Origin of the sequence: Streptomyces capitiformicae (genome assembly GCF_002214185.1) — a bacterium.
Classification (GTDB): domain Bacteria; phylum Actinomycetota; class Actinomycetes; order Streptomycetales; family Streptomycetaceae; genus Streptomyces; species Streptomyces capitiformicae.
On record NZ_CP022161.1, the window covers coordinates 9327961 to 9353291 of the forward strand.

General features: G+C 70.3%; 22 protein-coding genes. 16 read left to right on the forward strand and 6 right to left on the reverse strand.

Annotation, left to right across the window (positions count from 1 at the left end; all coding sequences use genetic code 11):
* Positions 1 to 77: 77 nt before the first annotated feature.
* From CES90_RS41830 to CES90_RS41840, 3 genes are all read right to left on the reverse strand, one after another.
* The gene (locus tag CES90_RS41830) at positions 78 to 1019 is read right to left on the reverse strand and encodes an LLM class flavin-dependent oxidoreductase (RefSeq protein ID WP_189786223.1); all 942 of its coding nucleotides are present in this window, start codon (positions 1017 to 1019) and stop codon (positions 78 to 80) included.
* A gap of 107 nt (positions 1020 to 1126) precedes the next feature.
* Positions 1127 to 2413 carry a cytochrome P450 gene (locus CES90_RS41835; protein ID WP_189786222.1) on the reverse strand — a complete coding sequence of 429 codons (1287 nt, stop codon included), beginning with the start codon at positions 2411 to 2413 and terminating at the stop codon, positions 1127 to 1129.
* Positions 2414 to 2430: 17 nt separating this feature from the next.
* On the reverse strand, positions 2431 to 3759 hold the full coding sequence (locus CES90_RS41840; RefSeq protein WP_373313535.1) for a glutamine synthetase family protein: 1329 nt from the start codon (positions 3757 to 3759) through the stop codon (positions 2431 to 2433).
* 355 nt (positions 3760 to 4114) lie between these two features.
* Between CES90_RS41840 and CES90_RS41845 the strand changes: the two genes are divergently transcribed.
* The 14 genes from CES90_RS41845 (at position 4115) to CES90_RS41910 (ending at position 19105) form a co-directional block, all read left to right on the forward strand.
* On the forward strand, positions 4115 to 4303 hold the full coding sequence (locus CES90_RS41845) for a ferredoxin (RefSeq protein ID WP_189786220.1): 189 nt from the start codon (positions 4115 to 4117) through the stop codon (positions 4301 to 4303).
* Between the two features lie 2 nt (positions 4304 to 4305).
* The gene (locus CES90_RS41850) at positions 4306 to 5514 is read left to right on the forward strand and encodes an NAD(P)/FAD-dependent oxidoreductase (RefSeq protein WP_189786286.1); all 1209 of its coding nucleotides are present in this window, start codon (positions 4306 to 4308) and stop codon (positions 5512 to 5514) included.
* 13 nt (positions 5515 to 5527) lie between these two features.
* Positions 5528 to 6334 carry an acetoacetate decarboxylase family protein gene (locus tag CES90_RS41855; protein ID WP_189786219.1) on the forward strand — a complete coding sequence of 269 codons (807 nt, stop codon included), beginning with the start codon at positions 5528 to 5530 and terminating at the stop codon, positions 6332 to 6334.
* Between the two features lie 34 nt (positions 6335 to 6368).
* A complete protein-coding gene (locus CES90_RS41860) occupies positions 6369 to 7832 on the forward strand; it encodes an aldehyde dehydrogenase (protein ID WP_189786218.1) in 1464 nt (487 codons plus the stop codon).
* The gene (locus CES90_RS41865) at positions 7825 to 8751 is read left to right on the forward strand and encodes a 3,4-dihydroxyphenylacetate 2,3-dioxygenase (protein WP_189786217.1); all 927 of its coding nucleotides are present in this window, start codon (positions 7825 to 7827) and stop codon (positions 8749 to 8751) included. The genes CES90_RS41860 and CES90_RS41865 overlap by 8 nt, the downstream gene beginning before the upstream one ends.
* A gap of 11 nt (positions 8752 to 8762) precedes the next feature.
* Positions 8763 to 9608: a fumarylacetoacetate hydrolase family protein gene (locus CES90_RS41870; protein WP_189786216.1), complete on the forward strand. Its 846-nt coding sequence runs from the start codon at positions 8763 to 8765 to the stop codon at positions 9606 to 9608.
* A gap of 49 nt (positions 9609 to 9657) precedes the next feature.
* Positions 9658 to 10260, forward strand: coding sequence for a TetR/AcrR family transcriptional regulator (locus CES90_RS41875; protein WP_189786215.1), 603 nt, complete (start codon positions 9658 to 9660; stop codon positions 10258 to 10260).
* 231 nt (positions 10261 to 10491) lie between these two features.
* Complete coding sequence (locus CES90_RS41880) at positions 10492 to 11688, forward strand: cytochrome P450 (RefSeq protein ID WP_189786214.1); 1197 nt, start codon at positions 10492 to 10494, stop codon at positions 11686 to 11688.
* A 32-nt stretch (positions 11689 to 11720) separates the two neighbouring features.
* Positions 11721 to 11933, forward strand: coding sequence for a ferredoxin (locus CES90_RS41885; protein WP_189786213.1), 213 nt, complete (start codon positions 11721 to 11723; stop codon positions 11931 to 11933).
* Positions 11934 to 11955: 22 nt separating this feature from the next.
* The gene (locus tag CES90_RS41890; RefSeq protein ID WP_189786285.1) at positions 11956 to 14277 is read left to right on the forward strand and encodes an FdhF/YdeP family oxidoreductase; all 2322 of its coding nucleotides are present in this window, start codon (positions 11956 to 11958) and stop codon (positions 14275 to 14277) included.
* A 144-nt stretch (positions 14278 to 14421) separates the two neighbouring features.
* Positions 14422 to 15879, forward strand: a complete 1458-nt coding sequence (locus CES90_RS41895) for an APC family permease (protein ID WP_189786212.1) — start codon at positions 14422 to 14424, stop codon at positions 15877 to 15879.
* 118 nt (positions 15880 to 15997) lie between these two features.
* Positions 15998 to 17488, forward strand: coding sequence for an aldehyde dehydrogenase (locus tag CES90_RS41900; protein ID WP_189786211.1), 1491 nt, complete (start codon positions 15998 to 16000; stop codon positions 17486 to 17488).
* On the forward strand, positions 17485 to 18207 hold the full coding sequence (locus CES90_RS41905; RefSeq protein ID WP_229914198.1) for a gamma-glutamyl-gamma-aminobutyrate hydrolase family protein: 723 nt from the start codon (positions 17485 to 17487) through the stop codon (positions 18205 to 18207). Before CES90_RS41900 ends, CES90_RS41905 begins: the two co-directional genes overlap by 4 nt.
* 7 nt (positions 18208 to 18214) lie before the next feature.
* Positions 18215 to 19105: a hypothetical protein gene (locus tag CES90_RS41910; protein WP_189786210.1), complete on the forward strand. Its 891-nt coding sequence runs from the start codon at positions 18215 to 18217 to the stop codon at positions 19103 to 19105.
* Positions 19106 to 19279: 174 nt separating this feature from the next.
* Here CES90_RS41910 and CES90_RS41915 read toward each other — a convergent pair whose 3' ends face one another.
* The 3 genes from CES90_RS41915 to CES90_RS41925 are packed head-to-tail and all read right to left on the reverse strand — an operon-like array spanning position 19280 to position 22137.
* Entirely contained in the window at positions 19280 to 20128 is an 849-nt protein-coding gene (locus CES90_RS41915; RefSeq protein ID WP_189786209.1) for a bifunctional methylenetetrahydrofolate dehydrogenase/methenyltetrahydrofolate cyclohydrolase, read from the reverse strand.
* A 23-nt stretch (positions 20129 to 20151) separates the two neighbouring features.
* Positions 20152 to 20997 (reverse strand): formyltetrahydrofolate deformylase, encoded by an 846-nt coding sequence (gene purU, locus CES90_RS41920; RefSeq protein ID WP_189786208.1) that lies wholly within the window; start codon positions 20995 to 20997, stop codon positions 20152 to 20154.
* A gap of 18 nt (positions 20998 to 21015) precedes the next feature.
* A complete protein-coding gene (locus CES90_RS41925) occupies positions 21016 to 22137 on the reverse strand; it encodes an aminomethyltransferase family protein (protein WP_189786207.1) in 1122 nt (373 codons plus the stop codon).
* 116 nt (positions 22138 to 22253) lie between these two features.
* Here CES90_RS41925 and CES90_RS41930 point away from each other — a divergent pair, with 116 nt between their 5' ends.
* Positions 22254 to 22937: a TetR/AcrR family transcriptional regulator gene (locus CES90_RS41930; RefSeq protein ID WP_189786206.1), complete on the forward strand. Its 684-nt coding sequence runs from the start codon at positions 22254 to 22256 to the stop codon at positions 22935 to 22937.
* Complete coding sequence (locus tag CES90_RS41935) at positions 22912 to 25329, forward strand: SpoIIE family protein phosphatase (protein ID WP_189786205.1); 2418 nt, start codon at positions 22912 to 22914, stop codon at positions 25327 to 25329. Before CES90_RS41930 ends, CES90_RS41935 begins: the two co-directional genes overlap by 26 nt.
* Positions 25330 to 25331 lie beyond the last annotated feature (2 nt).

A 25331-nucleotide genomic window follows, 5' to 3' on the forward strand; every position in this document is an offset into this window, starting at 1 on the left:
TTCGCTCTTCTGCGGCCAGGTGCCATTCGTCGTCAGCGGACCGCTCGGGCCGCGATGCCGGACACCGAATCGCGCCGTCAGGCGGTCAGGGACTCCACGCGGCGCATCACCTCGCGGCAGAACGCGCCCACTCCGTTCGGGTCGTCGGTGAACTGCGAGGGCTTGATGCAGAAGGTGGTGAAGCCCTGGGCGATTTGCTCGGGGATGGGATCGAGAGCCTGTGCCAGGTCGGCGCAGGAGTTGTCGTCGGGGAACACGGCGCGGGTGCTGCCGATCATCTCCAGGTCGGCGATGTCGCGGCCCGCGGCGGCCATCGCGGTCTTCAGCGTCTTCATGTGCTCGGGCGTTACCTTGCCCAGCGGGTTGAAGGCGTGGCCGTACCGGACGATCCTGCGGACCATCGCGTCGTGCATGCCCGCGCCGCCGAAGCACAGTCGGGGGCCGTCCGGGCGGTATGCCTTGGGCTCGAAGTAGACGTCCTGGAAGGCGTAGTACTCGCTCTCGTGGGACGCGGGGGAGGGGCCCCACAGCTTCGCCCAGATGTCCAGGTGTTCGTCGAGGAGCTTGCCGCGCCGGGAGAACGGGACGTCGAGTGCGGCGTACTCGTCCCGGCTCCAGCTGACGTTGGGCAGCACGATCAGTCGGCCTTCGGAGAGAAGGTCGAGGGTGCCGAGCTCGCGGGCGAGGAGCAGGGGATGCCGCAGGGGAGCGATGACCGCCGAGGCGGCCAGGCGCAGGCGATCGGTGACAGCGGCGATCGCGCTGAGGAGCATGAGCGAGTTGGGCCATGGGGTGCGGGGGTCCTGGTTGCCCGGTAGGGCGTAGTCGCGGGGGTTGCCCATCACGCCGGCTGCTCCGGCGTCGGGGCCGAGCACGATGTGTTCGCTGATCATGACGGAGTCGAATCCGGCGTCCTCGGCCTCGCGGGCCCAGCGGATCACGGTCGGCAGGTCCGCGCGGCCGCCGGTCATGGTCCAGTTCTCGCTCAGGACGAGCTGCATGCGGGGAGTGGTCATCATGGCGATCCTCGGGACGAGTGTGGTTGAGGTCAGGTGTGAGGGGCGACCGCTCGTGCGGGTCGGGGCGCCGCAGCGGCCGCAGCCGTCCGGACGGCTGCGGCAGGCGGTCAGGCGAGGGTGACCTCGACCGGCAGCTTCTTGATGCCGTTGACGAAGTTGGAGCGCACGCGGGGGACGTCGCCGGCGAGCTTGATGTCGGCGATGCGCGGGATGAGCTCCTCGAACATGATGCGGATCTCGGTGCGCGCGAGCAGGTTGCCCAGGCACAGGTGGGGGCTGCCCTTGCCGAATGTCACATGGTCGTTGTCGGCGCGGGCGACGTCGAAGTCGTAGGGGTTGCCGAAGACCTCCTCGTCGCGGTTGCCGGAGGCGTACCACATGACGACCTTGTCGCCCTCCTTGATCCGCTTGCCGCCCAGTTCCACGTCACGGGTCGCCGTGCGCCGGAAGTGGTAGACGGGCGACGCCCAGCGCAGGAACTCCTCCACCGCCGTCGGGATCAGGGAGGGGTCTTCCTGAAGCCGGGCCAGCTGCTCGGGGTGCTGGAGCAGGGCGAGCATGGAGTGGGTGATGGTGTGGCGGGTGGTCTCGTTGCCGGCCACGACGAGGAGCAGGAAGTAGTTGTCGAAGTCCTGCGGCGAGAGGGGCACACCGTCCTTCGGGGTGGTGTTCACCAGCTTCGACACCAGGTCGGTGCCGTCGCCGCCGCGCCGCTGCCGGGCCAGTTCACGGCCGTACTCGAAGACCTCCAGCGAGGCGGGCGAGCGGAACGGGAGGTGCCGGTACTGCTCGCTCTCCGCGCTGTCGAGCAGGACGTCGGCGTAGTCGGGGTCGGTGTTGCCGATGATGCGGTTGCCCCAGTCGATGAGCTGCTGGTTGTCCTCCGGGGGTACGTCGAGGAGGCGGGCGAGGACGTTGATGGGGAAGTCGGCGGAGACTTCCTTGACGAAGTCGAAGCTCCCCTTGGCGAGCGCCGCGTCCAGCGTGGTGGCGGTCAGGCCGCGCAGGAAGTCGGTGTAGCTGTTGATGACGCTCGCGCCGAACTGGCGCTGGAGCAGGCTGCGCATGGCGCGGTGGCGGACGCCGTCCAGTTCCAGGATGGAGGCACGCGTCTTGATCTGGTCCTCGTCGACCTCTTCGAGGTTGACGAACTTCATCGAGGTGAAGGTCTCTGCGTCGCGGTCGACGCGGGCGATGTCGGCGTGCCGCGTCACCGCCCAGAAGCCGGAGTTGGGGGCCTCCTCGGGCTGCCAGTGCACCGGGTCCTGGTGGCGCAGGGTGTGGAACATACGCCATGGGGTGATGCCGTCGGTGAAGTTGTCCAGGTCGGCGAGGTTGACGTCCGCAAGCGGCATCGGCTCGTTCACGGCGGCGGTCGGGGTCTCGGTCGTCATCGCATGGCTCCCAGTCGTCACAGGTGGTAGGCGTACTCGGTGAACTCCCAGTCGGTGACGTGCCGTTGGAAGCGTTCGACCTCGTTGCGCTTGTAGGAGAGGTAGGAGGCGGTGAAGTCCTTGCCGAGGACGTCGGTCAGTTCCGTGTCCGCTTCCAGGGCGTCCAGCGCGGCCGGCAGGCTCATGGGCAGTACGGCTGCCTTGGCGGTGTCGTAGCCGTACCCCTCCAGTGGGGCGGGGGGCTCCTCGCCGGCCAGCACCCCGAGCAGCGCGGCGGCGACCGTGCCCGCGATCAGCAGGTACGGGTTGGCGCTGGCGTCACCGAGGCGCAGTTCGAACCGTGCGCCGGAGCCGCGCTCGGGCGGGATGCGGACCATGGCGCTGCGGTTGTCCAGGCCCCAGTCGATCAGCCAGGGCGCGAGGGTGTCGGGACCGAAACGCTTGTAGGAGTTCACGGTCGGGTTGGCCAGTGCGGCCAGGGCCGGGGCGTGGGCAAGGATGCCGGCGACGGCGTGGCGGGCGGTGGAGGACAGCCCGTACGGCCCGGCGGGATCGTCGAAGGCGTTACCGGCGCCTTCCTCGTCGGAGCTGTCGCATGACAGATGGAGGTGGAAACCGGAGCCTCCGGCGTCGTTGAACGGCTTGGCCATGAAGGTGGCGAGTTTCCCCTCCTTCCGGGCCAGCTCCTTGATCGCGGACTTGAAGCGGAAGGCGCGGTCCGCGGCGGACAGGGCGTCGGAGTGGGTGAGGTTGATCTCGAACTGCCCGCCGTCGAACTCGTGGTTGCCGCTGGTCACGCCGATGTTCATGTCCCGCAGCAGGCGCAGGGTGCGCAGCAGGTGGTTGTCGCCGTCGGCGCGCAGACCGGCGGTGTAGACGACGCCGGCGGCGCCCGAGTAACGCTTCCAGCCGCTCGGGGAGGCAGGGTTCTCGTCGCAGAGGAAGTACTCGAGCTCGGGGCCGACCACCGGACGCAGGCCGTGTTCGGCGCACCGGGCGAGGACGGTGCGCAGCAGATCGCGGGGCGACTCCGGTGCAACCAGGCCGGTGGCCGGGTCGGTGACGTCGGCGAGGCAGGACGCGACGCCGGGCTCCCAGGGGAGGGGGACCAGGCTGTCCAGGTCCGGTCGCACGGTGATGTCGGGCAGACCGGCGTCGAGGCCGCCGGAGACGGGGACCACGTCGCCCTGGGGGCTGGTGTGGTAAGCGGCCCGGCAGAAGGCCAGGCCGTGGTCGCAGGCCGACGGCAGGTGGTCCAGCAGGATGTCGCGTGCGCGGTCGGTGCCGATGAGATCGGGATAGGTCACGCGCACCACGTCGATGCCCTCGGCGGCGAGCCGCTGCATGTGCTGACGGAGGCTGGGGGTTGGGACTGCGCTCACCGATGTCTCCTCGGGCGCTTGGGGGTGTGGGTGGCGAGGGAAGTCAGAGGGCCGGTGCTGGTGGAGGCACAGGGGTGACTTGTTTGGTGCCAAACGGTATGGGTGCTACGGGCGCCCCGCAAGAGGGGATGGAAAAAAATTATCCGCATGGATAGGTATTGACCAGGGCTGGGTTGCTTCCTATCTTGTTTGAAGCCAAATGAGTAAGGGCTCGGTCAGTCGGCCGGGCCCTTGGCCGGGGCCCGGCCCACAGCGGTCGGGCCCCTCTTTCCTCCCCTCGCCCCCCGCCCCGACGCCCTCACTTTCAGGAGGACCGGCCATGAAGGTCGTCGTCGACATGAACAAGTGCCAGGACCACGGTCAGTGCGTCTTCGCCGCCCCCGATGTCTTCTCCATGGACGACAGCGGCCACCTGGCGTACGTCTCCGACCCCGACGACGCGCTGCGCGACGAGGTCGAGGAAGCCGCCGACGTGTGCCCGCTCCAGGCCATCCGTCTCGAGGGCTGATGATGAACGCACGCATCGTCGTGGCCGGCGCCTCCATGGCCGGCCTGCGCGCGGCCGAGCAACTGCGGGCCGCCGGCTGGACCGGAGCCATCACGCTCGTCGGTGACGAGCCGCATATGCCCTACAACCGGCCACCCCTGTCCAAGGAGGTCCTGGCCGGCAAGGCACCCTTCGAGTCCCTCGCCTTCCGCCCGCGGGCGAGCGTGGCCGACGCGGAGTGGCGGCTGGGCACCAGGGTCGTCGCCGCGCGGCTCGCTGAGAACATCGTCGAGTTCGACGACGGCGAGGCACTCTCCTACGACGGACTGGTCGTCGCCACCGGAATGCGGCCCCGGCGCCTGCGCTGCCCCGGCCCGCTCGCGGGCCGGCACACGGTCCGCACCATCGACGACGCGCAGGGCCTGCGACAGGCCCTCACCAGGCCCGGAGCACGGGTGGTCGTCGTCGGAGGCGGCTTCATCGGCTGCGAGGTCGCCGCCACCGCCGTCGCTCTGGGCGCCCGCGAGGTGACCGTCGTCGACCCGCTGCCGCTGCCGATGGTCGGCCCCCTGGGTGAGCTCCTCGCCAGGGCCCTGCTGAAGCGCCACGAAGAACGCGGCGTGCGCTTCGCCCTCGGCACGGGCGTGACCGGCTTCACCGGCGACGACCACGTCACCGGCGTCGCCCTCGGCGACGGCACCGTCCTGCCCGCCGACGTGGTGGTCGAGTCGGTCGGCTCGGTCGCCAACACCGAGTGGCTGGACGGCAACGGCCTCGACCTGAGCGACGGCGTCCTCGCCGACGAGCACCTGCGCGTCGGCGGACGGCCCGACGTGGTGGCCGTCGGTGACGTCGCCCGTTTCCCCAACGCCCGCTACGACGGCGTACCGCGCCGTGTGGAGCACTGGTGCATCCCCACGGACACCGCCAAGCACGCCGCGAAGACCCTCGTCGCCGCGTTGACCGGCACCGGCCACGACCTGTCCCCGTTCGCGCCGCTGCCCACCTTCTGGAGCGACCAGCACGACTTCCGCCTGCAGTCCTTCGGGGCTCCGGTGCTCGGCAAGGAGGACGTGCGCGTGCTCGAAGGCGACCTCGACGGTGACGTCGTCGTCGGCTACCACGCCGGCGGCCGGTTGGCCGGTGTCGTCGCCCTCGGCGGTCAGGCCGCGGCGGCCCCCGCTTCCCGCTACCGCGCCGAACTGCTCAAGCAGCCCGCCCTCACCGCCTAAGGACATTGCTGACATGACCACCGTCCGTGGATTCTTCTTCCCCAAGACGGCGAGCGGAGCCTCGTCGCTGATCCCCTCACCGCCCTACCGGTACTCCGGTGACCTGCTCACCGTCGAGTACCGCACCGACCCGGCCCGCGTGCGGGAACTGCTTCCCGAGCCCCTGGAGCTCGCCGACGAGGACCCGGGCGCGGTCGCGCTGATCTGGGCCGACTGGCAGTCCTGCTCGGCGTCCGGCGAGGAACTGCTCGACCCGGTGCTCTCCCAGTACAAGGAGGCTTTCGCGGTCGTCCGCTGCAAGTACCGGGGACAGACCTACTCGCGCTGCGTCTACATCTGGGTCGACAAGGACTTCGCCATCGCGCGCGGGCTGCACCAGGGCTACCCGAAGAAGCTCGGCTCGATCCACCAGACGCGCCCGCACCCGTACGGCCCCGCCCCGCGCATCGAGGCGGGGGCCCGTTTCGGCGCCACGCTCGCCGCCGCCGACCGGCGCCTGGCCCACACCGTGGTCACCCTGCGCGAGCCGTCGGAGACGAACGGCTTCGTCAACGCCCACCCCATGGCCCACCACCGCTGGCTGCCCTCCATCGAGAAGGGCAAGGGCCTCGCCCTGGACGAGCTGATCGAGTCGGGCGCCGCGTCCTTCGAGGCGGGACAGGCCTGGCGCGGCGACGCGGAGCTGGAGCTGTTCGAGGCGCCCACCGAAGAACTGGCCCGCCTGGAGATCCGCGAGCCGATCGCCGCCTACTACCGCCAGGTCGGCGTCGTCTGGGACGGCGGCCGACTGCTGGAATCCGGCACCTCCGGCGCCGAGTAGACCCCACCACCTCGCGAGACCGGAGGAACAGAGCATGAGCGAACACACCATCACCGTGGCCGGGGTCGCCGTCGACACCCGGCACTGGATCGGCGGCGAACGCGTCGCCTCTACACAGACGTTCGAGGACGTCTCGCCCATCGACGGCAGCACGATCGGCGACATCTCCCGGGGCACAGCCATGGAGGCGGCCGCCGCCGTGGCCGCCGCGAAGGCCGCGTTCCCCGCCTGGGCCGCCACCTCCCGCGCGGAACGCGCCCGCATCCTGCACGCGATCGCCGACGGGGTCGAGAAGCGGATCGAAGAGCTCGCCATCGTCGAGACCACCGACAACGGAGCCCTTCTGCGCTCCCACCGCCGTGGGGTGATGCCGCGGGTCGCCCACAACTTCCGTTTCTTCGCGGACTGGCTGCTTTCGCTGGAGCACGAGGACTTCGAGACACGCGGCCACAGCAACCACGTCAGCTGGGACCCGGCCGGGCCCTGCGTCCTGATCACCCCGTGGAACGCCCCGCTCATGCTGGCCACGTGGAAGGTCGCCCCGGCGCTGGCCGCCGGGAACACGGTGGTGCTGAAGCCGGCCGAGTGGTCGCCGCTGACCGCCTCCCTGCTGGCCGACATCGCCGCCGAGGCGGGGCTCCCGGCGGGTGTCCTGAACGTCGTCCAGGGCTACGGCTCCGAGATCGGCGACGCGCTGACCTCGCACCCGGACGTGCGCCGCATCAGCTTCACCGGCTCGGTACCCACGGCCAAGCGCATCGCGGAGTCGGCGGCCGCGAACCTCACGCCCCTGAGTCTCGAACTGGGCGGCAAGTCGCCGCTGCTGGTGTTCGCCGACGCGGACCTGGACCTCGCCGTCGACCTGGCGGTGGAGCAGTACGACAACGCCGGCCAGGTGTGCCTGGCTGGTACCCGGCTGTTGGTCGAGGAGTCGGTCGCGGAGGAGTTCACGCGCCGGTTCGTCGAGAAGGCGAGCGCGCTGAAGCAGGGTGATCCGCGCGACGAGGCCACCGACATCGGGCCCAACATCCACCCCCGCCAGCTGGAGAAGATCGACGGGTTCGTGCAGCGGGCCGTGGCCGCCGGTGCCCGCGCCGTCATCGGCGGCCACCGGGGGGACGGCCAGTACTACGTGCCCACCCTGCTCACCGATGTAGCCCAGGACTCCGAGATCGTGCAGGAGGAGGTCTTCGGCCCTGTCCTGACGCTGCAGACCTTCACGGACGAGGAGGAGGCCGTCCGGCTCGCCAACGGCACCCGCTTCGGCCTGGCCGCCACCGTCTTCACGGGCGACCACGAGTGCGCCGAACGCGTCACCGCGCGGCTGGTCGCGGGCACGGTGTGGGTGAACTGCTTCTTCGTCCGCGACCTGCAGGCACCCTTCGGCGGCTCCCGGCTTTCCGGCGTCGGCCGCGAGGGCGGCACCTGGAGCTTCGACTTCTACTGCGACGTCAAGAACACCGTGACCGCCCCGAGCGGTTGGAGGAACCATGGGTGAGATCGTCGGGGCGGGCCTGCTCGCCCACGTCCCCACCATCGTGCTGCCCGAGGAGACCCGGCTGGAGCTCAACGGGGGCAAGGAGATCACCCTCGTCACCGGCCTGAACCAGCTCCGTCAGGACGTCTTCGCCCGCGACGACTACGACACCGTCGTCGTCCTGGACTCCCACTGGGCCACCACCGTCGAGTTCGTCGTCACCGCGCAAGCCCGCCGCGCCGGCCTGTTCACCTCCGAGGAACTGCCACGCGGCATGTGCCGGATGCCGTACGACTTCCCCGGTGATCCCGAACTGGCCGGGAACATTGAGAAGTTCGCCGACCGGCACGGCACCTGGATCACCGCGATCGACGACGACCACCTGCCGATCTACTACGCCACCATCAACCTGTGGAAGTTCCTCGGCGAGGGGCTGCCCGACAAGCGGTGGGTGACCATCGGCGTCTGCCAGACCGGCGACATGGAGGACCACCTGCGCCTCGGCCGCGCCCTGGCCGACGGCATCGCCGCCACTCCGGGGCGACGCGTGCTGCTGATCGCCTCCGGTGCCCTCTCGCACACTTTCTGGCCGTTGCGTGAGCTGCGCGACCACGAGTCCAGCGACCCGGTGCACATCTTCACGCCCGAGGCCCGCGAGGCGGACTTCGAGCGGATCGCCTGGTTCAAGGAGGGCCGTCACGACAAGGTCCTCGACACGATGGACGCGTTCTGGAAGTACAAGCCGGAGGCGAAGTTCTTCCACTACCTGATGATGGCCGGTGCCCTCGGCGAGCGCGCCTGCGTCGCCACGGCCCGCCAGTACGGCGAGTACGAGAACTCGATCGGCACCGGCCAGGTCCACCTCTGGTTCGACCGCCCCGCCGACGGCTGGACCGGAACCGGCCTGCCCACCCCGCGCACCCCCCACAGCCGTATCTAGGAGTCCGTGACATGCCCGAGTACCGCCGCATCCTCCTCGACGGCGCCGCCGTCCAGGTCACCGTCGACGGTGACGAACTCGTCGCCGGGGACGGCCGCCGCGTGAAGACCGACGACGCGCAGCACCTGCCCCCGGTCGTCCCCTCCAAGGTCGTCGCCGTCCACCTCAACCACCGCAGCCGCGTCGACGAGTTCCAGATCGACCTCCCCGAGACGCCCACCTACTTCCACAAGCCGACCTCGGCCCTCAACTCCCACAAGGGCGCCATCGTCCGTCCCGAGGGCTGCAAGTGGCTCAACTACGAGGGCGAGGTCGCCATCGTCATCGGGAAGACCGCGCGCAACATCTCCCCGGCCGAAGCGGGCGAGTACATCGTCGGCTACACCATCGCCAACGACTACGGCCTGCACGACTTCCGCGACACCGACGCCGGCTCCATGCTCCGCGTCAAGGGCTCCGACACCCTCTGCCCCCTCGGCCCCGGCCTGGTCACCGATTGGGACTTCCACGGCAAGGCCCTGCGCACGTACGTCAACGGGGAGGTCGTCCAGGACGGTACGACGGACGAGATGAAGTGGGACATGCACTACCTCGTCGCCGACATCGCCCGCACGATCACCCTGTACCCGGGAGACGTACTGCTGTCCGGCACCCCGGCCAATTCCCGCCCCGTCCAGCCCGGAGACGTCGTCGAGGTCGAGGTGGAGGGCCTCGGCAGACTCACCAACCACATCGTCACCGGCCCCACTCCCGTCCGCACCGACGTCGGCGCCCAGCCCACCGAGTCGGAGGAAGTGCTGTCCACCGCGCTCGGCGGCGACTGGGAGTTCCGCGGCATCCGCCCGCCGAAGCGTTGACGCCCCTGCGACGGTCTGCCGGTCCCCGCATACGGGTAGGGTCGCGCTCATGAGCGATTCCGCCGAGAAGCCAGCCGTCAGGCCCCGCAAGCGCGTGGACTACGGGACCGGCCGTGAGGCCCTGCTCAACGCGGCCGTGCGCGTGGTGGCCCGCGGCGGGCTGCGCAAGCTCACCTATCGCGCCGTCGCGGAGGAGGCGGGTGTCACGCACGGGCTCGTGGTGCACCACTTCGGCTCGCGGGACGCGCTGATCGAGGCAGCCCTCGAACACGCGGTGCGCACCAGCGCGAGTACGAGCTCCCTGGAACCCGGCACGGGCGACATCGCGGACTTCGCGGCGGGACTGGCGGACATGGTCACCCGCGAGCCGGCCATGCAGACGTTCCAGTACGAGCTCATGCTCGAATCCCGACGCAGGCCCGAGCTGCTGCCGCAGATCCGCGCGCTGTACGACGAGTACTTCCAGGCCACGGAGAGGGAGCTGTCCCGCAGCCTGCCCGACGGCACCAGCCCTGCCCTGACCCGGCTTGTCTTCGCCGCCCTGGAGGGTCTCGTGCTGCACCAGCTGGTCCTCGACGAGCCGGACGTCACCGAGGCCGCGCTGAAGGAACTGCGGTCATTGCTGACCCGGCAGCCGGGAGACGCAGAGTAGTCGCCCCCTGCCAATCCCTGCATAACAGCAGGTCAGGACGAGCCCCCGTCGCCTGGCGACGGGGGCTCGTCCGTTTCCGGCGGCGTAAAGAGTTGATTACGTGCCCGCGAAGTATTGACGAAATTATCCGGCTGGATAATTCTCGGCGGTACGGGGCCCTTGGTTCGCCCCTCCTTCTTCCACTCCCCAGCTCCCCCTCCGCCTCGCGCCCGATACGAGGAGTGCCACGCCGTGACCGTCACCACCGCAGGACCCGCGTCCGCCACCGAGGACCTGCTGCCCTTCCGCGACCCAGGCTTCCGTGCGGACCCGTACCCGTACTACGCGCGGCTGCGGCAGGATCACCCTGTCTACCGGCATCCGGTCGGCCTGTACGTCGTCTCCCGCTACGAGGACGTCGCCCGGCTGATCCGCAACCCCAGCCTGAGCGTGGAGCAGCTCGACTTCGGGGTCGCCGACCCGATCCACCACACCATGCTCGGCAAGGACGCCCCCGACCACACGCGGCTGCGGCGGATCACCAACCGCTGGTTCACACCCAAGGCCGTCGAGGAGTGGTCCAAGGTGATGCGCGCCTCCGTGGAGGCCGTGCTCGACGAGGTCGAGAAGGGCGACGGCACCCTGGACGCGGCCGACGGCCTCTCCCTGAAGTGCACCTTCGAGACCACCTGCCACATCTTCGGCATCGAGCCGACCGAGATGGACACCATCCAGCGCAAGACCTACGAGATCGGACTGAGCCTCGGCCCCGGCGGCAACGACGAGGAGGCCCGCGCCACGACGGAGGCGTTCGCCTGGTTCGCCGAGCACATCCGCCGGCTCGTGGCCGACAAGCGGGCACACCCCGGCGAGGGACTGATCGACGCCTTCATCGCCGCGCAGGACGAGGGCAAGATGACCGAGGAAGAGGTCGTCTACACCATCTTCCTGTTCTTCGCCGTGGGCCACCTCGACGTCAAGCACCTGATCAATCACGGCATCTGGCTGATGACGCAGCGGCCCGAGCTGTTCGCCGCCTACCGGGACGAGCCGGAGGCGCGGCCCGGCATCATCAACGAGATCCTGCGCATCGACACACCCGAGTCGATGGTGGTGCGCCTGACCACGCAGGACACGGTCATCGGCGACACCGCCGTACCGGCCGGAGAGGCGCTGGCCCTGCTCATCGCCTCCGCCAACCGCGACCCCGAGGTCTTCACCGACCCCGACACCTTCGACCACACCCGCCCCCTCGCCGCCAGCCAGCACCTTGCCTTCGGCTCCGGCATGCACGGCTGCGCCGGCCAGGTCCTGGCCCGCGCCGAGGCCGACATCGTCTTCAGCTCGATCGTCAACCGGTTCTCCGGTGTCGAGTTGGCGGGTGAGCCCGCCTACGCCCACACCGAGTTCCTGCGCACCATCACCCACCTCCCCGTCCGTTTCCTCTGATCCCCCGACCCCTCCGAGAGACAGGAGCCGTCATGAAGGTCGAAGTCGACCTCAACAAGTGCCAGGACCACGGCCAGTGCGTGTACGCCGCCCCCGACCTGTTCGCGCTGGACGACGAGGGACGCCTGTCCCTGCGATCGCAGGCGACGGACGTCTACGTGGCCGACGTGGACGAGGCAAGCGCCGAGGAGCTGTACGAGGCCGCCGAGGTCTGTCCGCTCCAGGCCATCACGGTGCACGAGTAGACGGGAACGCGGCATGTCACCGATGGCGTCCGGGCCACCGGAGAACGACCCCGGCGACAGCGGTCTGACCGTCGGTCCGCCCAAGGAGTACGCGGCCGGCATCCCGGCCGTCGTCCAGTCGCTGCGGCACGGCGGCCGCCAGATGGGCGCCAAGCGGACCCTGCTGACCCTGCTGAGCGTCAACCAGAAGACCGGGTTCGACTGCCCCGGCTGCGCCTGGCCGGAGGGCGACCACCGGCACGCCGCCGAGTTCTGCGAGAACGGCGCCAAGGCGGTGGCCGAGGAGGCCACACTGCGCCGCGTCACCCCGGCCTTCTTCGCCGAGCACAGCGTGGCGGAGCTGCTGGAGCGCAGCGACTACTGGCTGGGCCAGCAGGGCAGGCTCACCCACCCCATGTACCTGGCACCCGGGGCGCGGCACTACACGCCGGTGACCTGGGAACAGGCGTACGACATCGTGGCCGGGGAACTGGCCGCGCTGGACTCGCCGGACGAGGCGTCCTTCTACACCTCGGGGCGTACCAGCAACGAGGCGGCGTTCGTCTACCAGCTGTTCGTGCGCGCACTGGGCACCAACAACCTGCCCGACTGCTCGAACATGTGCCACGAGTCCTCCGGCGTGGCCCTGTCCGAGACCATCGGGATCGGCAAGGGAAGCGTCTCGCTCGACGACCTGCACCAGGCGGACCTGGTCCTCGTCGTGGGCCAGAACCCGGGGACAAACCATCCCCGCATGCTCTCCGCCCTGGAGCGGACGAAGCGGGGCGGGGGGCACGTCGTAGCGGTCAACCCGCTGCCCGAGGCCGGCCTGCTGCGCTTCAGGAACCCTCAGCGGCCCTCAGGGATGATCGGCCGGGGCACCGCGCTGGCGGACGAGTTCGCACAGATCCGCCTCGGCGGCGACCTCGCCCTGTTCCGGGCCCTGAACCGGCTTCTGCTGGAGGCCGAGGACCGGGCCCCGGGCACGGTGGTGGACCGTGCGTTCGTCGAGGAGCACACCGACGGGTTCGAGGAGTTCGCGGCCGACGTGCGCGCCACGCCCTGGGCGGAAGTCCTTCAGGCCACGGGCCTGGAGCGCGAGCAGATCGAGCGGATCCACCAGCGCGTGCTGAAGGCCCGGAAGATCGTGGTGTGCTGGGCGATGGGCCTGACCCAGCACAAGCACTCCGTACCGACCATCCGCGAGGTGGTCAACTTCCTCCTCCTGCGCGGCAACATCGGCCGCCCCGGTGCCGGGGTCTGCCCGGTGCGCGGCCACTCCAACGTCCAGGGCGACCGCACCATGGGGATCTACGAGAAGCCCGCGGACGACTTCCTGGACGCGCTGGAGAAGGAGTTCGGCCGGCCCATGCCGCGTCACCACGGGCTTGACGTGGTCGACACCATCCGCGCCATGCGCGACGGCAGGGTGAAGGTCTTCTTCGCCATGGGCGGCAACTTCGTCTCGGCCACCCCGGACACCGCGGTCACCGAGCAGGCCCTGCGCCGTACGGCCCTGACGGTGCAGGTCTCCACCAAGCTCAACCGCTCCCACCTGGTCACGGGCCGCCGGGCGCTGATCCTTCCCGCGCTCGGCCGCACCGAGGCCGACCTGCGCGGCGGCGGACCGCAGTTCGTCACCGTCGAGGACTCGATGAGCTCGGTGCACGCCTCCCGGGGCACGCTGGCACCCGCCTCGCCCGAGCTGCGCTCGGAGACGGCGATCGTCTGCGAACTGGCCGAGCGGGTGCTCGCCGCTCGCGGTGAGCCGCCAAGCGTCCCCTGGCGAGCCATGGCGGAGGACTACGACCTGATCCGTGACCGCATCGCCCGGGTCGTCCCCGGCTTCGAGGACTTCAACCGGCGCGTACGCCATCCGGGCGGGTTCGTCCTGCCGCACGGGCCACGGGACGACCGGCACTTCCCGACCGCGACCGGCAAGGCCCGCTTCACCGTCAATCCGATGACCATACTGCGCGTGCCTGAGGGACGGCTCCTCCTGCAGACGATCCGCTCCCACGACCAGTACAACACCACCCTCTACGGCCTCGACGACCGCTACCGCGGCATCCACGGAGGGCGCCGGGTGGTCTTCGTCCACCCCGACGACCTGGCCGCTCTCCAGCTGGCCGATGCCGACCGGGTCGACCTGGTCGGCGAGTACCCCGACGGCGCCGAACGTGTGGCACCCGACTTCCGGGTCGTGTCCTACCCGACCGCCCGTGGCTGCTGCGCCGCGTACTTCCCCGAGACCAACGTCCTGGTACCCCTGGACAGCACCGCCGACCTCAGCAACACCCCTGCCTCGAAGTCGGTCGTCGTGCGGCTCGTACGCCGGGGCACGGCCGACCGGCCCGCCGCCTGAGTCACGGTCCTGTAAAGACCTCCGCGTCCGCAGAAGGATCTCACCGCAACCCCTTGTCAAACGGATAGTTCCAGCTCACCATGGGGCAACTCGTTTGGCCTAAAACAAACTTCCGCCCTCCCCGTTCCCCGGCAGGTGATTCGAGTGGACAGTCAGACCGCGGTCGCGACGCAGACCGCTGATGATGCATCCATAGCAGGCAGACTCAAGCCCAACTCTCTCGGTGTCCTCGGCATCCTCTTCTTCGTTCTCTCCGCCCAGGCGCCGCTGACCGGCATCGCCGGGGCCGTGCCCATCGCCATCGCCATCGGCAACGGCGCCGGCGCTCCGGCCGCCTACCTCGCGGCCGGCGTCATCATCCTGCTGTTCTCCGTCGGATTCGTCGCCATGGGCCGCCACGTCGTGGACGCCGGAGCCTTCTACACCTACATCGGCAAAGGGCTCGGCCGCTCGGCCGGCTCCGGCAGCGCCGCTGTCGCGCTCTTCGCCTACTGCGCCGTCCAGGCATGCATGTACGGGCTGTACGGAAGCATCATGAGCGGCCTTGTCGAGCAGTACACCGGGGCCCACGTGGCGTGGTGGGTCTGGGCGCTGGTCACCATGGCGATCGTGCAGGTTCTCGGCGCCTCCGGCATCGAGATGGGCGCCAAGATCCTCGCCGTCTTCGTGCTCGCCGAGTTCAGCATCCTGATCGCCTTCGCCCTCGTGACCCTCTTCACGGGTGGCGGCCCCGAGGGGCTCGGTCTCACGGAGAGCTTCTCGCCGTCCGCCGCGCTGCAGGGCGCTCCCGGCGTGGCCCTGATGTTCGCCGTGGCGTCGATGTTCGGCTTCGAGGCCACCGCCATCTATGGCGAGGAGGCCCGCGAACCCCGCAAGACCGTCCCCCGGGCCACCTACGTGTCCGTCGCGGTGATCACCGGCTTCTTCGCCTTCACCTCATGGATGCTGGTCTCCGCGCACGGTGCGTCCCAGGCCGCGGCCGAGGCGGGCAAGGCCCTGGAGAGCGGCGACGCCGCGGCCTTCGTCTTCGCGCCGATCGCCACCCAGTTCGGCGGCTGGGTCAACGACGTGCTGCCGATCCTGCTGGCCACCTCCCTGTTCGCCGGCCTCCTGGCCTTCCACAACTCCGCCAACCGCTACCTGTTCTCCCTCGGCCGCGAAGGGCTCCTGCCGCACGGTCTGACCGCCCTCAACCGGCGTCACTCGCCCTGGGTGGCGGGCACCGTGCAGACCGCGGTCGCGGTGCTGCTCGTGGTGCCGTTCGCGGTCCTGGGCAAGGACCCGGTGCTGACCCTCTTCTCCTGGTTCAGCGGGGTCGCGGTCCTCGGCATCATGCTGCTGTACTTCCTGACCTCGGTCTCGGTCGTCGTGTTCTTCCGCCGCTCAAGCGCCGACACCCGCCCCTGGAACACCCTGATCGCCCCCGTCCTGGGCGCCCTCGGCATCGCCGGTGCCATCTGGCTCATCATCGCCAACTTCACGACGCTGATCGGCGGTGACCAGACGACGGCCATATGGCTCCAGCTCACCGTTCCGGTGGTGCTGATCCTCGGCGTCGTCGCCGCCCGGCTGACGCGGTCCCGGACACAGACCGCCGACTGAACACCGCTTTGCCTCACCGATACGGCCGGAGCCTGCGCCCCGGCCGTATCCGGCCTTCTGCCGGAGCGCGTGAGTTGTTTTCGCCAAACGAAACGGATGAGACGGAGAGGGAGAGCGTGTGCTGAACGCCACCCACGAGGAACTGCTGCGCCGCGCCAAGGAACTCGACCTGCCCACGCAGCACCACATCGACGGCAGGAGCGAAGCCGGTGACGGTGGATCATTCGCCGTGATCTCCCCGCGCGACGGCCAGAGCCTGGTCCAGGTCGCCGACGCGGGGGAGGCGGAGGTCGATCTCGCGGTCGCGGCGGCGCGCCGCGCCTTCGACACAGGGCCGTGGCCGCACCTGGCGCCCGCCGAGCGCGGCCGGATCCTGCTGCGGATCGCCGAGCTGCTGGAGGAACGGCGCGAGGAACTGGCACTGACCGTGAGCCTGGAGATGGGCAAACCGATCACGGACGCGTACGCCATCGAGCTGCGCGCCGCGATCAACACCTTCCGCTGGTACGGGCAGCTCGCCGACAAGCTCACCGACGAGTCCCCGCACACCGCACCGGACGCGCTCGCTCTCATCACCCGAGAGCCGACCGGTGTCGTCGGTGCCGTCGTGCCATGGAACTTCCCCCTCACCCTGGCGAGTTGGAAAGTCGCTCCCGCGCTCGCCGCCGGCTGCACGGTCGTCCTGAAGCCGTCGGAGTCCTCGCCGCTGTCCGCCCTCCTGCTCGGCCGCGCCGCCACCGACGCCGGACTGCCGCCGGGCGTCCTCAACGTCGTGACCGGTGACGGGCCGGTGGCTGGCCGGGCGCTCGGCCTTCACCCCGACGTCGATGTCCTGGCCTTCACCGGCTCCACCGCCGTCGGCCGCCACTTCCTGCGCTACGCCGCAGACTCCAACCTCAAGCGCGTCTGGCTCGAACTCGGAGGCAAGTCGCCGAACATCGTGCTGCCCGACGCCCCCGACCTGGAGAAGGCCGCGGCGACCGCGGCCTGGGGCATCTTCTTCAACCAGGGCGAGATGTGCACCGCCCCCTCCCGGCTGCTGGTCCACTCCTCCATCGCCGAACAGGTCACCGAGGCCGTCGTGGCGCGGGCGCGCGAGCTGCGGGTGGGCGACCCGCTCGATCCGGCCACCGAGATGGGCGCACTGGTCGGCGACAGCCACCTCGGCAGGGTTCTGGAGCATGTCGCCTCCGGCCTGGACGAAGGCGCCCGGCTGCGCGTGGGCGGGGGCCGGACCCTGGCTGAGACCGGCGGCAGCTACCTGCGGCCCACCGTGTTCGACCGGGTCGACCCCGGCATGCGGCTGGCCCGCGAGGAGATCTTCGGCCCGGTCCTGTCCGTCCTGGCCTTCGACGACCTCGACGAGGCGGTACGGCTCGCCAACGCCACCGAGTACGGCCTCGCCGCCGGCCTGTGGACCTCCGACCTGACCACCGCCCACAAGGTCTCGCGCGCGCTCAAGGCCGGGACGGTCTGGGTCAACTGCTACGAGGAGGGCGACCTGACCGTCCCCTTCGGCGGCATGAAGCAATCGGGCAACGGCCGCGACAAGTCCGCCCACGCCATCGAGAAGTACACCGAACTGAAGACCACCTGGATCCAGCTGTGACCCGTACGCACCCGCGACCCCTGATCGCGATCCCGGCCCGGTTCGCCGCCACCACGTCCGCGCTCCGTTACGCCGCCGAGGTCAACGCCCGCGCGCTGGTCGAGGCAGTGTGGCGGGCCGGGGGCGAGCCGGTGAGCATCCACCCCGCCGATCCGGCCGCAGCCGACGTGGCCAAACGGCTCGCCCGCTTCGACGGCGTGCTGCTTCCGGGCGGCGGGGACCTGGCCCCGCACCGCTACGGCGCCACCGACACCCATGACAGCGTCTATGACGTCGACGACCTCCAGGACGTGTTCGACCTCGAAGTCGCCCGCCGGACACTGGACTTGGGACTGCCCCTGCTCGCGATCTGCCGCGGCCTGCAGGTGGTGAACGTCGCCCTCGGCGGCAGCCTGGAACAGGACATGGGCGGCGCGGACCGCGAGCACCGGCATATCGTGCACCCGGTCGCGATCCAGCGCGGCACCCTGCTCGCACAGGCCACCGGCGCCGAGAAGACGGAGGTCTCCTGCTACCACCATCAGCGAGTCGACCGCATCGGCGTCGGGCTCACGGTCACCGCGCGGGCCGCCGACGGCACGGTGGAGGGACTCGAACTGCCCGGACACCCGGGGTGGTTCGCGGCGGTGCAGTGGCACCCCGAGGACACCGCGGACCAGGACCCGGCCCAGCAGGTCCTGTTCGACGCACTGGTTGACGCCGCCCACCACGGACACTGACGAGGACATGGCTCTCTTCGGCCCCAAGCGACAGGCACCCCGCCTCGCCCCCGAACTCGACGACGTTCCGCTGGGCCGCGTGCTGAGAGGCATCGTCGCCGCCCGCGGACCAGGACCGCAGGACCTCGCCATCGCCCAGATGGAGCGGCTCCTGCGGAACACCGGTGACGACTGGGACCGCCGCTGCCACCGGGTCGGGGTCCTCGCGCAGGCCGCGCCCGCGCTGGCCCGGACCTGGCGCGAACGCCGGCCCCGCGACCCCGACGCCCTGGTACTGGCCACCTGGTCCGAACTGGCGACCGATCCGCGGGGCGCCCTGGCGATCTGCCGCGCTGCCACCGAGGCCGCCCCGGCAGATCCGACCCCGTGGGTGGCCGCGCTGGCGGCGCTGCGACTTCTGGGCCGGCCGAGCTCTGAGCTTTCTCCCGTCTGGCGGGAGATACACGCCCGTGATCTTTGGCACCGGGAGGCGTACCTGCAGATCCTGGGACATCTGTCTCCGGAGGAGCAGGGCAGCCAGGCCGCGCTGCGGGACTTTCTCGACGATGCCGTCGCGGTCATGCCCTGGGACGCGCCGACGGCATGCCTGCCCCTGACTGCGGCTGTGCGGCAGTACCACCGCGAAAGAAGCAGCGGCGGTATCCAGGCGCTGGGGGTGAGCCGGTACTGGTCGCAGCCGCACACCGCACGACTGCTGGACCACGGCATGGCCCACTGGCTGCAACCTGGTCACCTGCGTCACGCGGCCGCCGTCGCGGACCTGGGAACGCTCGCCTACGCCCTGGTCCGCGCGGGCCGCAGCGGCGATGCGGACCCGGTCTTCTCCGCGGTCGGCGTGCTGGTGACGCCGTGGCCCTGGAACTACGAGGGGGACCCGGTGGAACAATTCGCCCGCTGATGCCGCCCTCGGGGGCCTGGTTCACCATGCCGACAGGTCGCGCGGCGGATGGTTTCGCGCGAGCAGGCGGACGACAGGGTCAGTTGCGGGCATCCTGATCGGAGCGCAGGTGCTGCGGCTCGGGTACGCCGGGGCCGGTACCGCTTGAGCGGTACCGGCCCCGAGCCGTGTACGTCAGCCGCGCTCGGCCGCCTCGACGATGTTGGTCAGCAGCATGGCCCGGGTCATCGGCCCCACTCCGCCGACCGGCGGCGCGAAGGAGCCGGCGATTTGGTCGACGTCCGGGTGGACGTCTCCGAGGATGCCTTCGACGGTCCGGGTGATGCCCACGGACAGGACGGTGGCGCCCGGCTTGATCCAGTCGGGCTTGACCAGATGTGCCACGCCGGCCGCGGCCACGACCACGTCGGCGACGCGGGCGTGGGCAGCGATGTCCTGGGTGGCCTCGTGGCACAGGGTCACCGTGGCGTGCTCGGTGCTGCGGGTCAGCATCAGGCCGAGCGGGCGGCCGACGGTGAGTCCGCAGCCGATGACGCAGAACTGCTGTCCGGTGATGGGCACGTGGTTGCGCCGCAGCAGGTCGATGATGCCGCGTGGGGTGCAGGGCAGTGGCCCCGGCATGCCCAGCACGAGTCGGCCCAGGTTGGCGGGGTGGAGCCCGTCGGCGTCCTTGGCCGGGTCGATGAGCTCCAGCACGGCGTGGGTGTCGATGTGGGCCGGCAGCGGCAGCTGGACGATGAAACCGGTGCAGGCCGGGTCGGCGTTGAGCTTGAGCACGGCGGCCTCGACGTCGGCCTGGGTGGCCGTGCCGGGCAGCTCCACCCGGATCGACGCGATGCCGACCTGGGCGCAGTCGCGGTGCTTGCCGCCGACGTAGGAGTGGCTGGCGGGGTCGTCGCCGACCAGGATGGTGCCCAGCCCCGGAGCGATGCCCCGGCTCTTCAGTATCTCCACCCGTTCGGCGAGTTCACGTTTGGTGTCGGCTGCCGCGGCCTTCCCGTCGAGCAGCGTTGCGGTGGTCATGTCGTACGGGCCTCTCGGTGCTGTCAGGAGAAGACGACGGTGCGGGAGCCGGTGAGGACGACGCGGTCCTCCGCGTGCAGCCGGACCGCCCGGGCCAGCACTATTCGCTCGACGTCCCGGCCGATCGCCACGAGTTCGGGCGCGGTGTGGCGGTGTCCGACGCGGACGACGTCCTGCTCGATGATCGGGCCCTCGTCCAGGTCGGCGGTGACGAAGTGGGCGGTGGCGCCGATGAGTTTGACGCCCCGGTCGTGGGCCTGGTGGTAGGGCTTGGCGCCCTTGAAGCCCGGCAGGAACGAGTGGTGGATGTTGATGACTCTCCCGGACAGCTTGCGGCACAGGTCGTCGGAGAGGACCTGCATGTAGCGGGCGAGCACCACGAAGTCGACCTGGTGCTCGGCCACCAGCCGCAGCAGCTCGGCCTCCGCCTCGGGCTTGGTGTCGCGGGTGACGGGGAGGTGGACGAAGGGGATGCCGTACCGCTTCGCGACCGGTTCCAGGTCCGGGTGGTTGGAGACGATCAACGGGATGTCGACGGGTAGTTCGCCCAGGTCCCAGCGGTAGAGCAGGTCGACCAGGCAGTGGTCGAACTTCGACACCATCAGCAGCACCCGGCGGCGCTGCTCCTCGGGTCGGACGGTCAGCACCGGGTCGAAGCGGGCCAGCCGCAGCGCAAGTTCGTCCCGCAGTTTCTCGGTGTCGGCCTCGGGGGTCTCCAGGCACATCCGGATGGTGAAGACACCGGTGCCGGGATCGGAGAACTGGGCGCTCTCCAGGATATTGCCCTCGGCCTCCGCGATGCCCGCGGCGAGTGCGTGGACGATGCCCGGCTGGTCGGGGCAGCGGAGCGTGAGAATGTAGCGTTGCACGTCAGGATCTCCGTCGGGTCAGGCCCGCACGCGGGCGCGCTCGGGGTCGTACACGGGGGTGGGCCGGACCGTGGCGTCGGCCTTGGAGCCGTCGGCGGCGACGGCGGTCAGCGCGGTGCCGGACTTCACTGCGTCGCGGTGCACTCGGGCCAGGCCGAGGGTGGCGCCGTCGAGGGCGGGTGAGGGCAGCGCCATCGTCACGTGGCCGATGTCCCGGCCGTCCAGCTCCAGCCGGGCGCCCTCGGCGGCCTCCGGCGCGGCGTCGACGACGACGCTGACGACGCGGCCGGTGACGCTGTCCTTCTTGGCCAGCAGCGCGTCCCGGCCCTGGAAGGGGCCTTTGTCGAAGTCGAGCGCCCAGCCCATCCGACACTCGAACGGGGTGACGGTGTGGTCGTACTCCAGCTCCCCCATGATCATTCCGGCCTCGGTGCGGCAGGTCAGCAGGGCGATCGCGCCGAAGGCCCTGATACCCAGGTCGGCGCCGGCCTCGAAGACCGCGTCCCATAGCTCGAGCGCGCGCTCCCGCGGGACCTGGATCTCGTAGCCGAGCTCGGCGGTGAACCCGAGCCGACTGACCTGTGCGGGAATGCCCGCGATGAGGGCGTCGTGCAGGAAGGTGTAGTAGGGGAACGCGGCGTTGGACACGTCGACGTGGGTGAGGCGCTGGAGGACATCGCGGCTGCGCGGGCCCTGCAAGGTCAGGACGGCGGACTCGTCGCGGCGCTCGGTGACCGTGGTCCCGGCGGGGGCGTGCGCGGCCAGCGACTGCTGGGTGGCCGGGTTGCCGCCGGTGACGACGACGTGGTCGGGCGCGAGGACGGCCACGGTCACGTCGTCCAGCATCATCCCGTCGTCGTCGACCACGACCCCGTAGGCGATGCGTCCGGCACCCAGCCCCTTGACGCTGCGCGAGAAGACGGCGTCCACGGTGGCGACCGCCTCCTCACCCTCGACGTGCCACTTGTAGAGCATCGAGTACTCCGAGGCCCCGACAGCGGTGCGGATGGCCTCGTACTCCTCGGCCGGATCACCAATGGCCAGCGGTACGGCGTTGCCATAGACGTCGATCCACTCCTCGACGTGGTCCGCGTAGCGGGGAGCGAACGGGGTGGTGCTCAGTCCTTCGGGGATGGCCATGGGAACTCCAGTGGAGAGGGGAGACGTGCGCTGCAGCGAGAATCTATCCATCTGGATAACTTGTCAATAGGATAGATTGCCTCGGGGGACGGTCAGACAGGGGGCGGGGAGGGCGAGTGACTGCCGAGGCGGAAACAGACGGAGAAATCGGCCAGGAGGCCCGGCCCGGTTACGGCGAAGGGCGGGGGGCCCTCCTGGAAGCGGCGGTCAGGGTGGTGGCCCGTGGCGGCCTGCGGAAACTGACCTACCGTGCCGTCGCAGCCGAGGCCGGTGTCACGCACGGACTGGTCGCCCACCACTTCGGTTCGCGCGACACGCTGCTCGAAGAGGCGCTGCGGTGGTGCGTCACCCGGAGCATCGAGACCTCCTCGCTGGTGCCCGCCAGCGGAAGGCTCGAGGACTTCGCCGCGACCCTCGCCGACTTCATCGCGGCCGACCCCGACGTCCAGGCCTTCCAGTACGAGCTGAAGCTCGAATCCAGCCGGCGGCCGGAGCTGCGCCACCACGTCGACCTGCTCTACGACGCCTACCGCGATGCCGTCCGCGAGGCACTGGCCTGCTTCGACGTGTCGCAGGAGATGACGGAGATCGTCTTCGCGGCCCTGGAAGGCATGGTCTTCCACCAGGTCACGTCCGGGGCCCGGGAGCGCACCGAGGAGAGCCTCGACGCCTTGCGCCGGCTCCTCGCTGCCCATCGCGCGCAGGCGTCATCGAGGGCGACCGGCGGTACATTGAATGAGCCGAAGCTCTCCTGCACCCACTTCAGGAGCGGCGATGACGAGCATTTTCAAAGGGCGTGACCAGCCAGTCCAGCCGCACGGCAGGTTTTCCTCGGCTGTCCCGACGCCCGTCGGCGCGACCGCGGTGCTGGACCAGCACCTGCGGTTCACCGGGTGGAGCCGGGAAGCCGAGGCACTGTTCGGCCTGGCGTCCGAAGAAGTCCTCGGCCGGTCCGCCGACGCCGTCCTGGCCGATACCGAGACGGGTGTCGGCGTCTCGGCCGCCGGTGGCGGTGGTGCGGCATGGTCGCTCGGCCCTCGGCGGGTCCGCCGCGGTGACGGCAGCCCGGTGTCCGTCTCCTTGTCTCTCACCCCGCTCGTCCTGGGGGCGGGCGCGACCGGGTGGCTGCTGACGGCCATGGACGCCGAGCTGGCGCATCGGGAGGCCGTCGGTCGAGCCATGCTCGAAGGACTCGACCGGGAAGCGCCCGTCCAGTTGGTGGTCTACGACACGGACGCCCGGGTGCGCTGGATCAACACCGCGATCGAAAGGCAGTTCGGAACCCCGCTGGAGGACGCTGCCGACAGGTTCCTGAAGGACATCCTGCCGCAGGGTGAGGTGTTGGAGGAGGGGGAGGGGACAGCCACGAGCGTCGAAGAGATCGTCCAGAGCGTAGCCCGCACCGGCGCACCCGTGATCGACGTCCGCTACCGCAGCACCACTCACCTGGACCCCCATCATGAACGCGTCTGGTCGTGTTCCTACTTCCGGCTTCAGGACGAGGACGGCCGGCCGCTCGGAGTCTGTGAGGCCAGCCTCGATATCACCGACCGCTATGTGGCGCGCCGGCGTCTCGCCTTGCTCAGCCGGGCGAGCGGCAGTATCGGAAGGACCCTGGACATCCGGCGCACGGCCGGCGATTTGGCGGAACTTGTGGTCCCTGAGTTCGCCGAGGCCGTCACCGTGGACGTCTTCGAACCGGTCCTGGACGGGCAGGAACCGCAGCGCGCCGGCACCCGCCCCGCTCTGTGCCGGGTGGCCCGCGCCGATCCCGCCGCAGCCGAGGACACCGCGTACGTTGCGCTGGATGCCGTCCGCCTGCGGTGCCTGGCCGAGAACGCGCCGGCCACCGACGCGGCCACCCATGCGCTCGCCCTTCCCCTCAAGGCCCGTGGCGCCACCCTGGGCGTCGTGGTCTTCGCACGCTCCCGACACGCCGACCCCTTCGAGCACGAGGAGATCCAGCTCGCCGAAGAGCTCGTCTCCCGCACCGCGGTCTGCCTGGACAACGCCCGCCGCTACACCCGAGAACATGCGACCGCGCTCACGCTCCAGCGTGATCTACTCCCGCGCGCCCTGCCCCAGCAGCCGGGTGTGGAGGTCGCTCACCGCTATCTGCCCGCGGCCGGGCCCGCCGGCGTCGGAGGGGACTGGTACGACGTCATCCCCCTCTCCGGGGCACGCGTCGGGCTGGTGGTGGGGGACGTCGCCGGACACGGCACGGGCGCGGCCGCCACCATGGGCCGGGTGCGCACCACCGTCGCGGCGCTCGCGGCGCTCGACCTCGCGCCGGACGAACTGCTCGCCCGTCTCGACGACCTCGTGGCACGGACCGGCGCCCCGCCTTCCGGGCCCGCCGAGGGCGAGGACCAGGCGCTGGGCGTCACCTGCCTGTACGCGATCTATGATCCGGTCTCCCGGCACTGCGTCATGGCGCGGGCGGGCCACCTGCCGCCCGTGCTCGTCACCCCCGACGGACACGCCGAGCTGGTGAACCTTCCCGCCGGACCGCCCCTCGGCCTTGGCGGCCTGCCGTTCGAATGCGCCGACATCGAGCTGCCGGAAGGCGCCACGCTCGCTCTCTACACCGACGGACTCGTCGAAAACCGTCAGACGGACATCGACGCGGGAGTTCGCGCTCTGTGCACCGCACTCGCCGGGCCCGCGGACGGCCAACTGGACAAGACATGCGACAGGGTCATGACCAGACTCCTGCCCCAGCCCCCCGAGGACGACGCCGCACTGCTGCTGCTCCGCGTCCACGCCCTGGCCGACAGTCTGGTGGCGATGTGGGATGTGGCCTCCGACCCAGGAGAAGTCGCACGAGCGCGGTCGCTGGCCTGCAACCAGCTGGCCGTGTGGGGAGTCGACGAAGCCGCGTCGTTCGTCGTCGAGCTCGTCGTCAGCGAACTGGTCACCAACGCCATCCGCTACGGCGGCGCTCCGGTGTGTCTCCGGCTCATTCGGGAACGTGGCCTCATCGTCGAGGTCTCCGACGGCGGCCACACCTCGCCCCACCTGCGGCGGGCCGCGATGGAGGACGAGGGCGGCCGAGGACTGTTCCTGGTCGCGCAACTCACGCAGCGGTGGGGAACCCGGTACACGCCAACGGGCAAGATCATCTGGACCGAGGTGTCGCCGGTGCCGCCCCAGCTGCCTGGTGCCTTCGCAGACGAGCAATTCGAGCTGTAGCG

Excerpts from the sequence above, each read along its gene's own strand:
- CES90_RS41915 (WP_189786209.1), bottom strand. The coding sequence starts at position 20,128 with ATGACCACCGCAACGCTGCTCGACGGGAAGGCCGCGGCAGCCGACACC.
- CES90_RS41925 (WP_189786207.1), bottom strand. The coding sequence starts at position 22,137 with ATGGCCATCCCCGAAGGACTGAGCACCACCCCGTTCGCTCCCCGCTAC.
- CES90_RS41860 (WP_189786218.1), top strand. The coding sequence starts at position 6,369 with ATGAGCGAACACACCATCACCGTGGCCGGGGTCGCCGTCGACACCCGG.
- CES90_RS41885 (WP_189786213.1), top strand. The coding sequence starts at position 11,721 with ATGAAGGTCGAAGTCGACCTCAACAAGTGCCAGGACCACGGCCAGTGC.
- CES90_RS41850 (WP_189786286.1), top strand. The coding sequence starts at position 4,306 with ATGAACGCACGCATCGTCGTGGCCGGCGCCTCCATGGCCGGCCTGCGC.
- CES90_RS41875 (WP_189786215.1), top strand. The coding sequence starts at position 9,658 with ATGAGCGATTCCGCCGAGAAGCCAGCCGTCAGGCCCCGCAAGCGCGTG.
- CES90_RS41835 (WP_189786222.1), bottom strand. The coding sequence starts at position 2,413 with ATGACGACCGAGACCCCGACCGCCGCCGTGAACGAGCCGATGCCGCTT.
- CES90_RS41890 (WP_189786285.1), top strand. The coding sequence starts at position 11,956 with ATGGCGTCCGGGCCACCGGAGAACGACCCCGGCGACAGCGGTCTGACC.
- CES90_RS41935 (WP_189786205.1), top strand. The coding sequence starts at position 22,912 with ATGACGAGCATTTTCAAAGGGCGTGACCAGCCAGTCCAGCCGCACGGC.
- CES90_RS41845 (WP_189786220.1), top strand. The coding sequence starts at position 4,115 with ATGAAGGTCGTCGTCGACATGAACAAGTGCCAGGACCACGGTCAGTGC.
- CES90_RS41865 (WP_189786217.1), top strand. The coding sequence starts at position 7,825 with ATGGGTGAGATCGTCGGGGCGGGCCTGCTCGCCCACGTCCCCACCATC.
- CES90_RS41840 (WP_373313535.1), bottom strand. The coding sequence starts at position 3,759 with ATGCAGCGGCTCGCCGCCGAGGGCATCGACGTGGTGCGCGTGACCTAT.
- CES90_RS41910 (WP_189786210.1), top strand. The coding sequence starts at position 18,215 with ATGGCTCTCTTCGGCCCCAAGCGACAGGCACCCCGCCTCGCCCCCGAA.
- CES90_RS41855 (WP_189786219.1), top strand. The coding sequence starts at position 5,528 with ATGACCACCGTCCGTGGATTCTTCTTCCCCAAGACGGCGAGCGGAGCC.
- CES90_RS41830 (WP_189786223.1), bottom strand. The coding sequence starts at position 1,019 with ATGATGACCACTCCCCGCATGCAGCTCGTCCTGAGCGAGAACTGGACC.
- CES90_RS41870 (WP_189786216.1), top strand. The coding sequence starts at position 8,763 with ATGCCCGAGTACCGCCGCATCCTCCTCGACGGCGCCGCCGTCCAGGTC.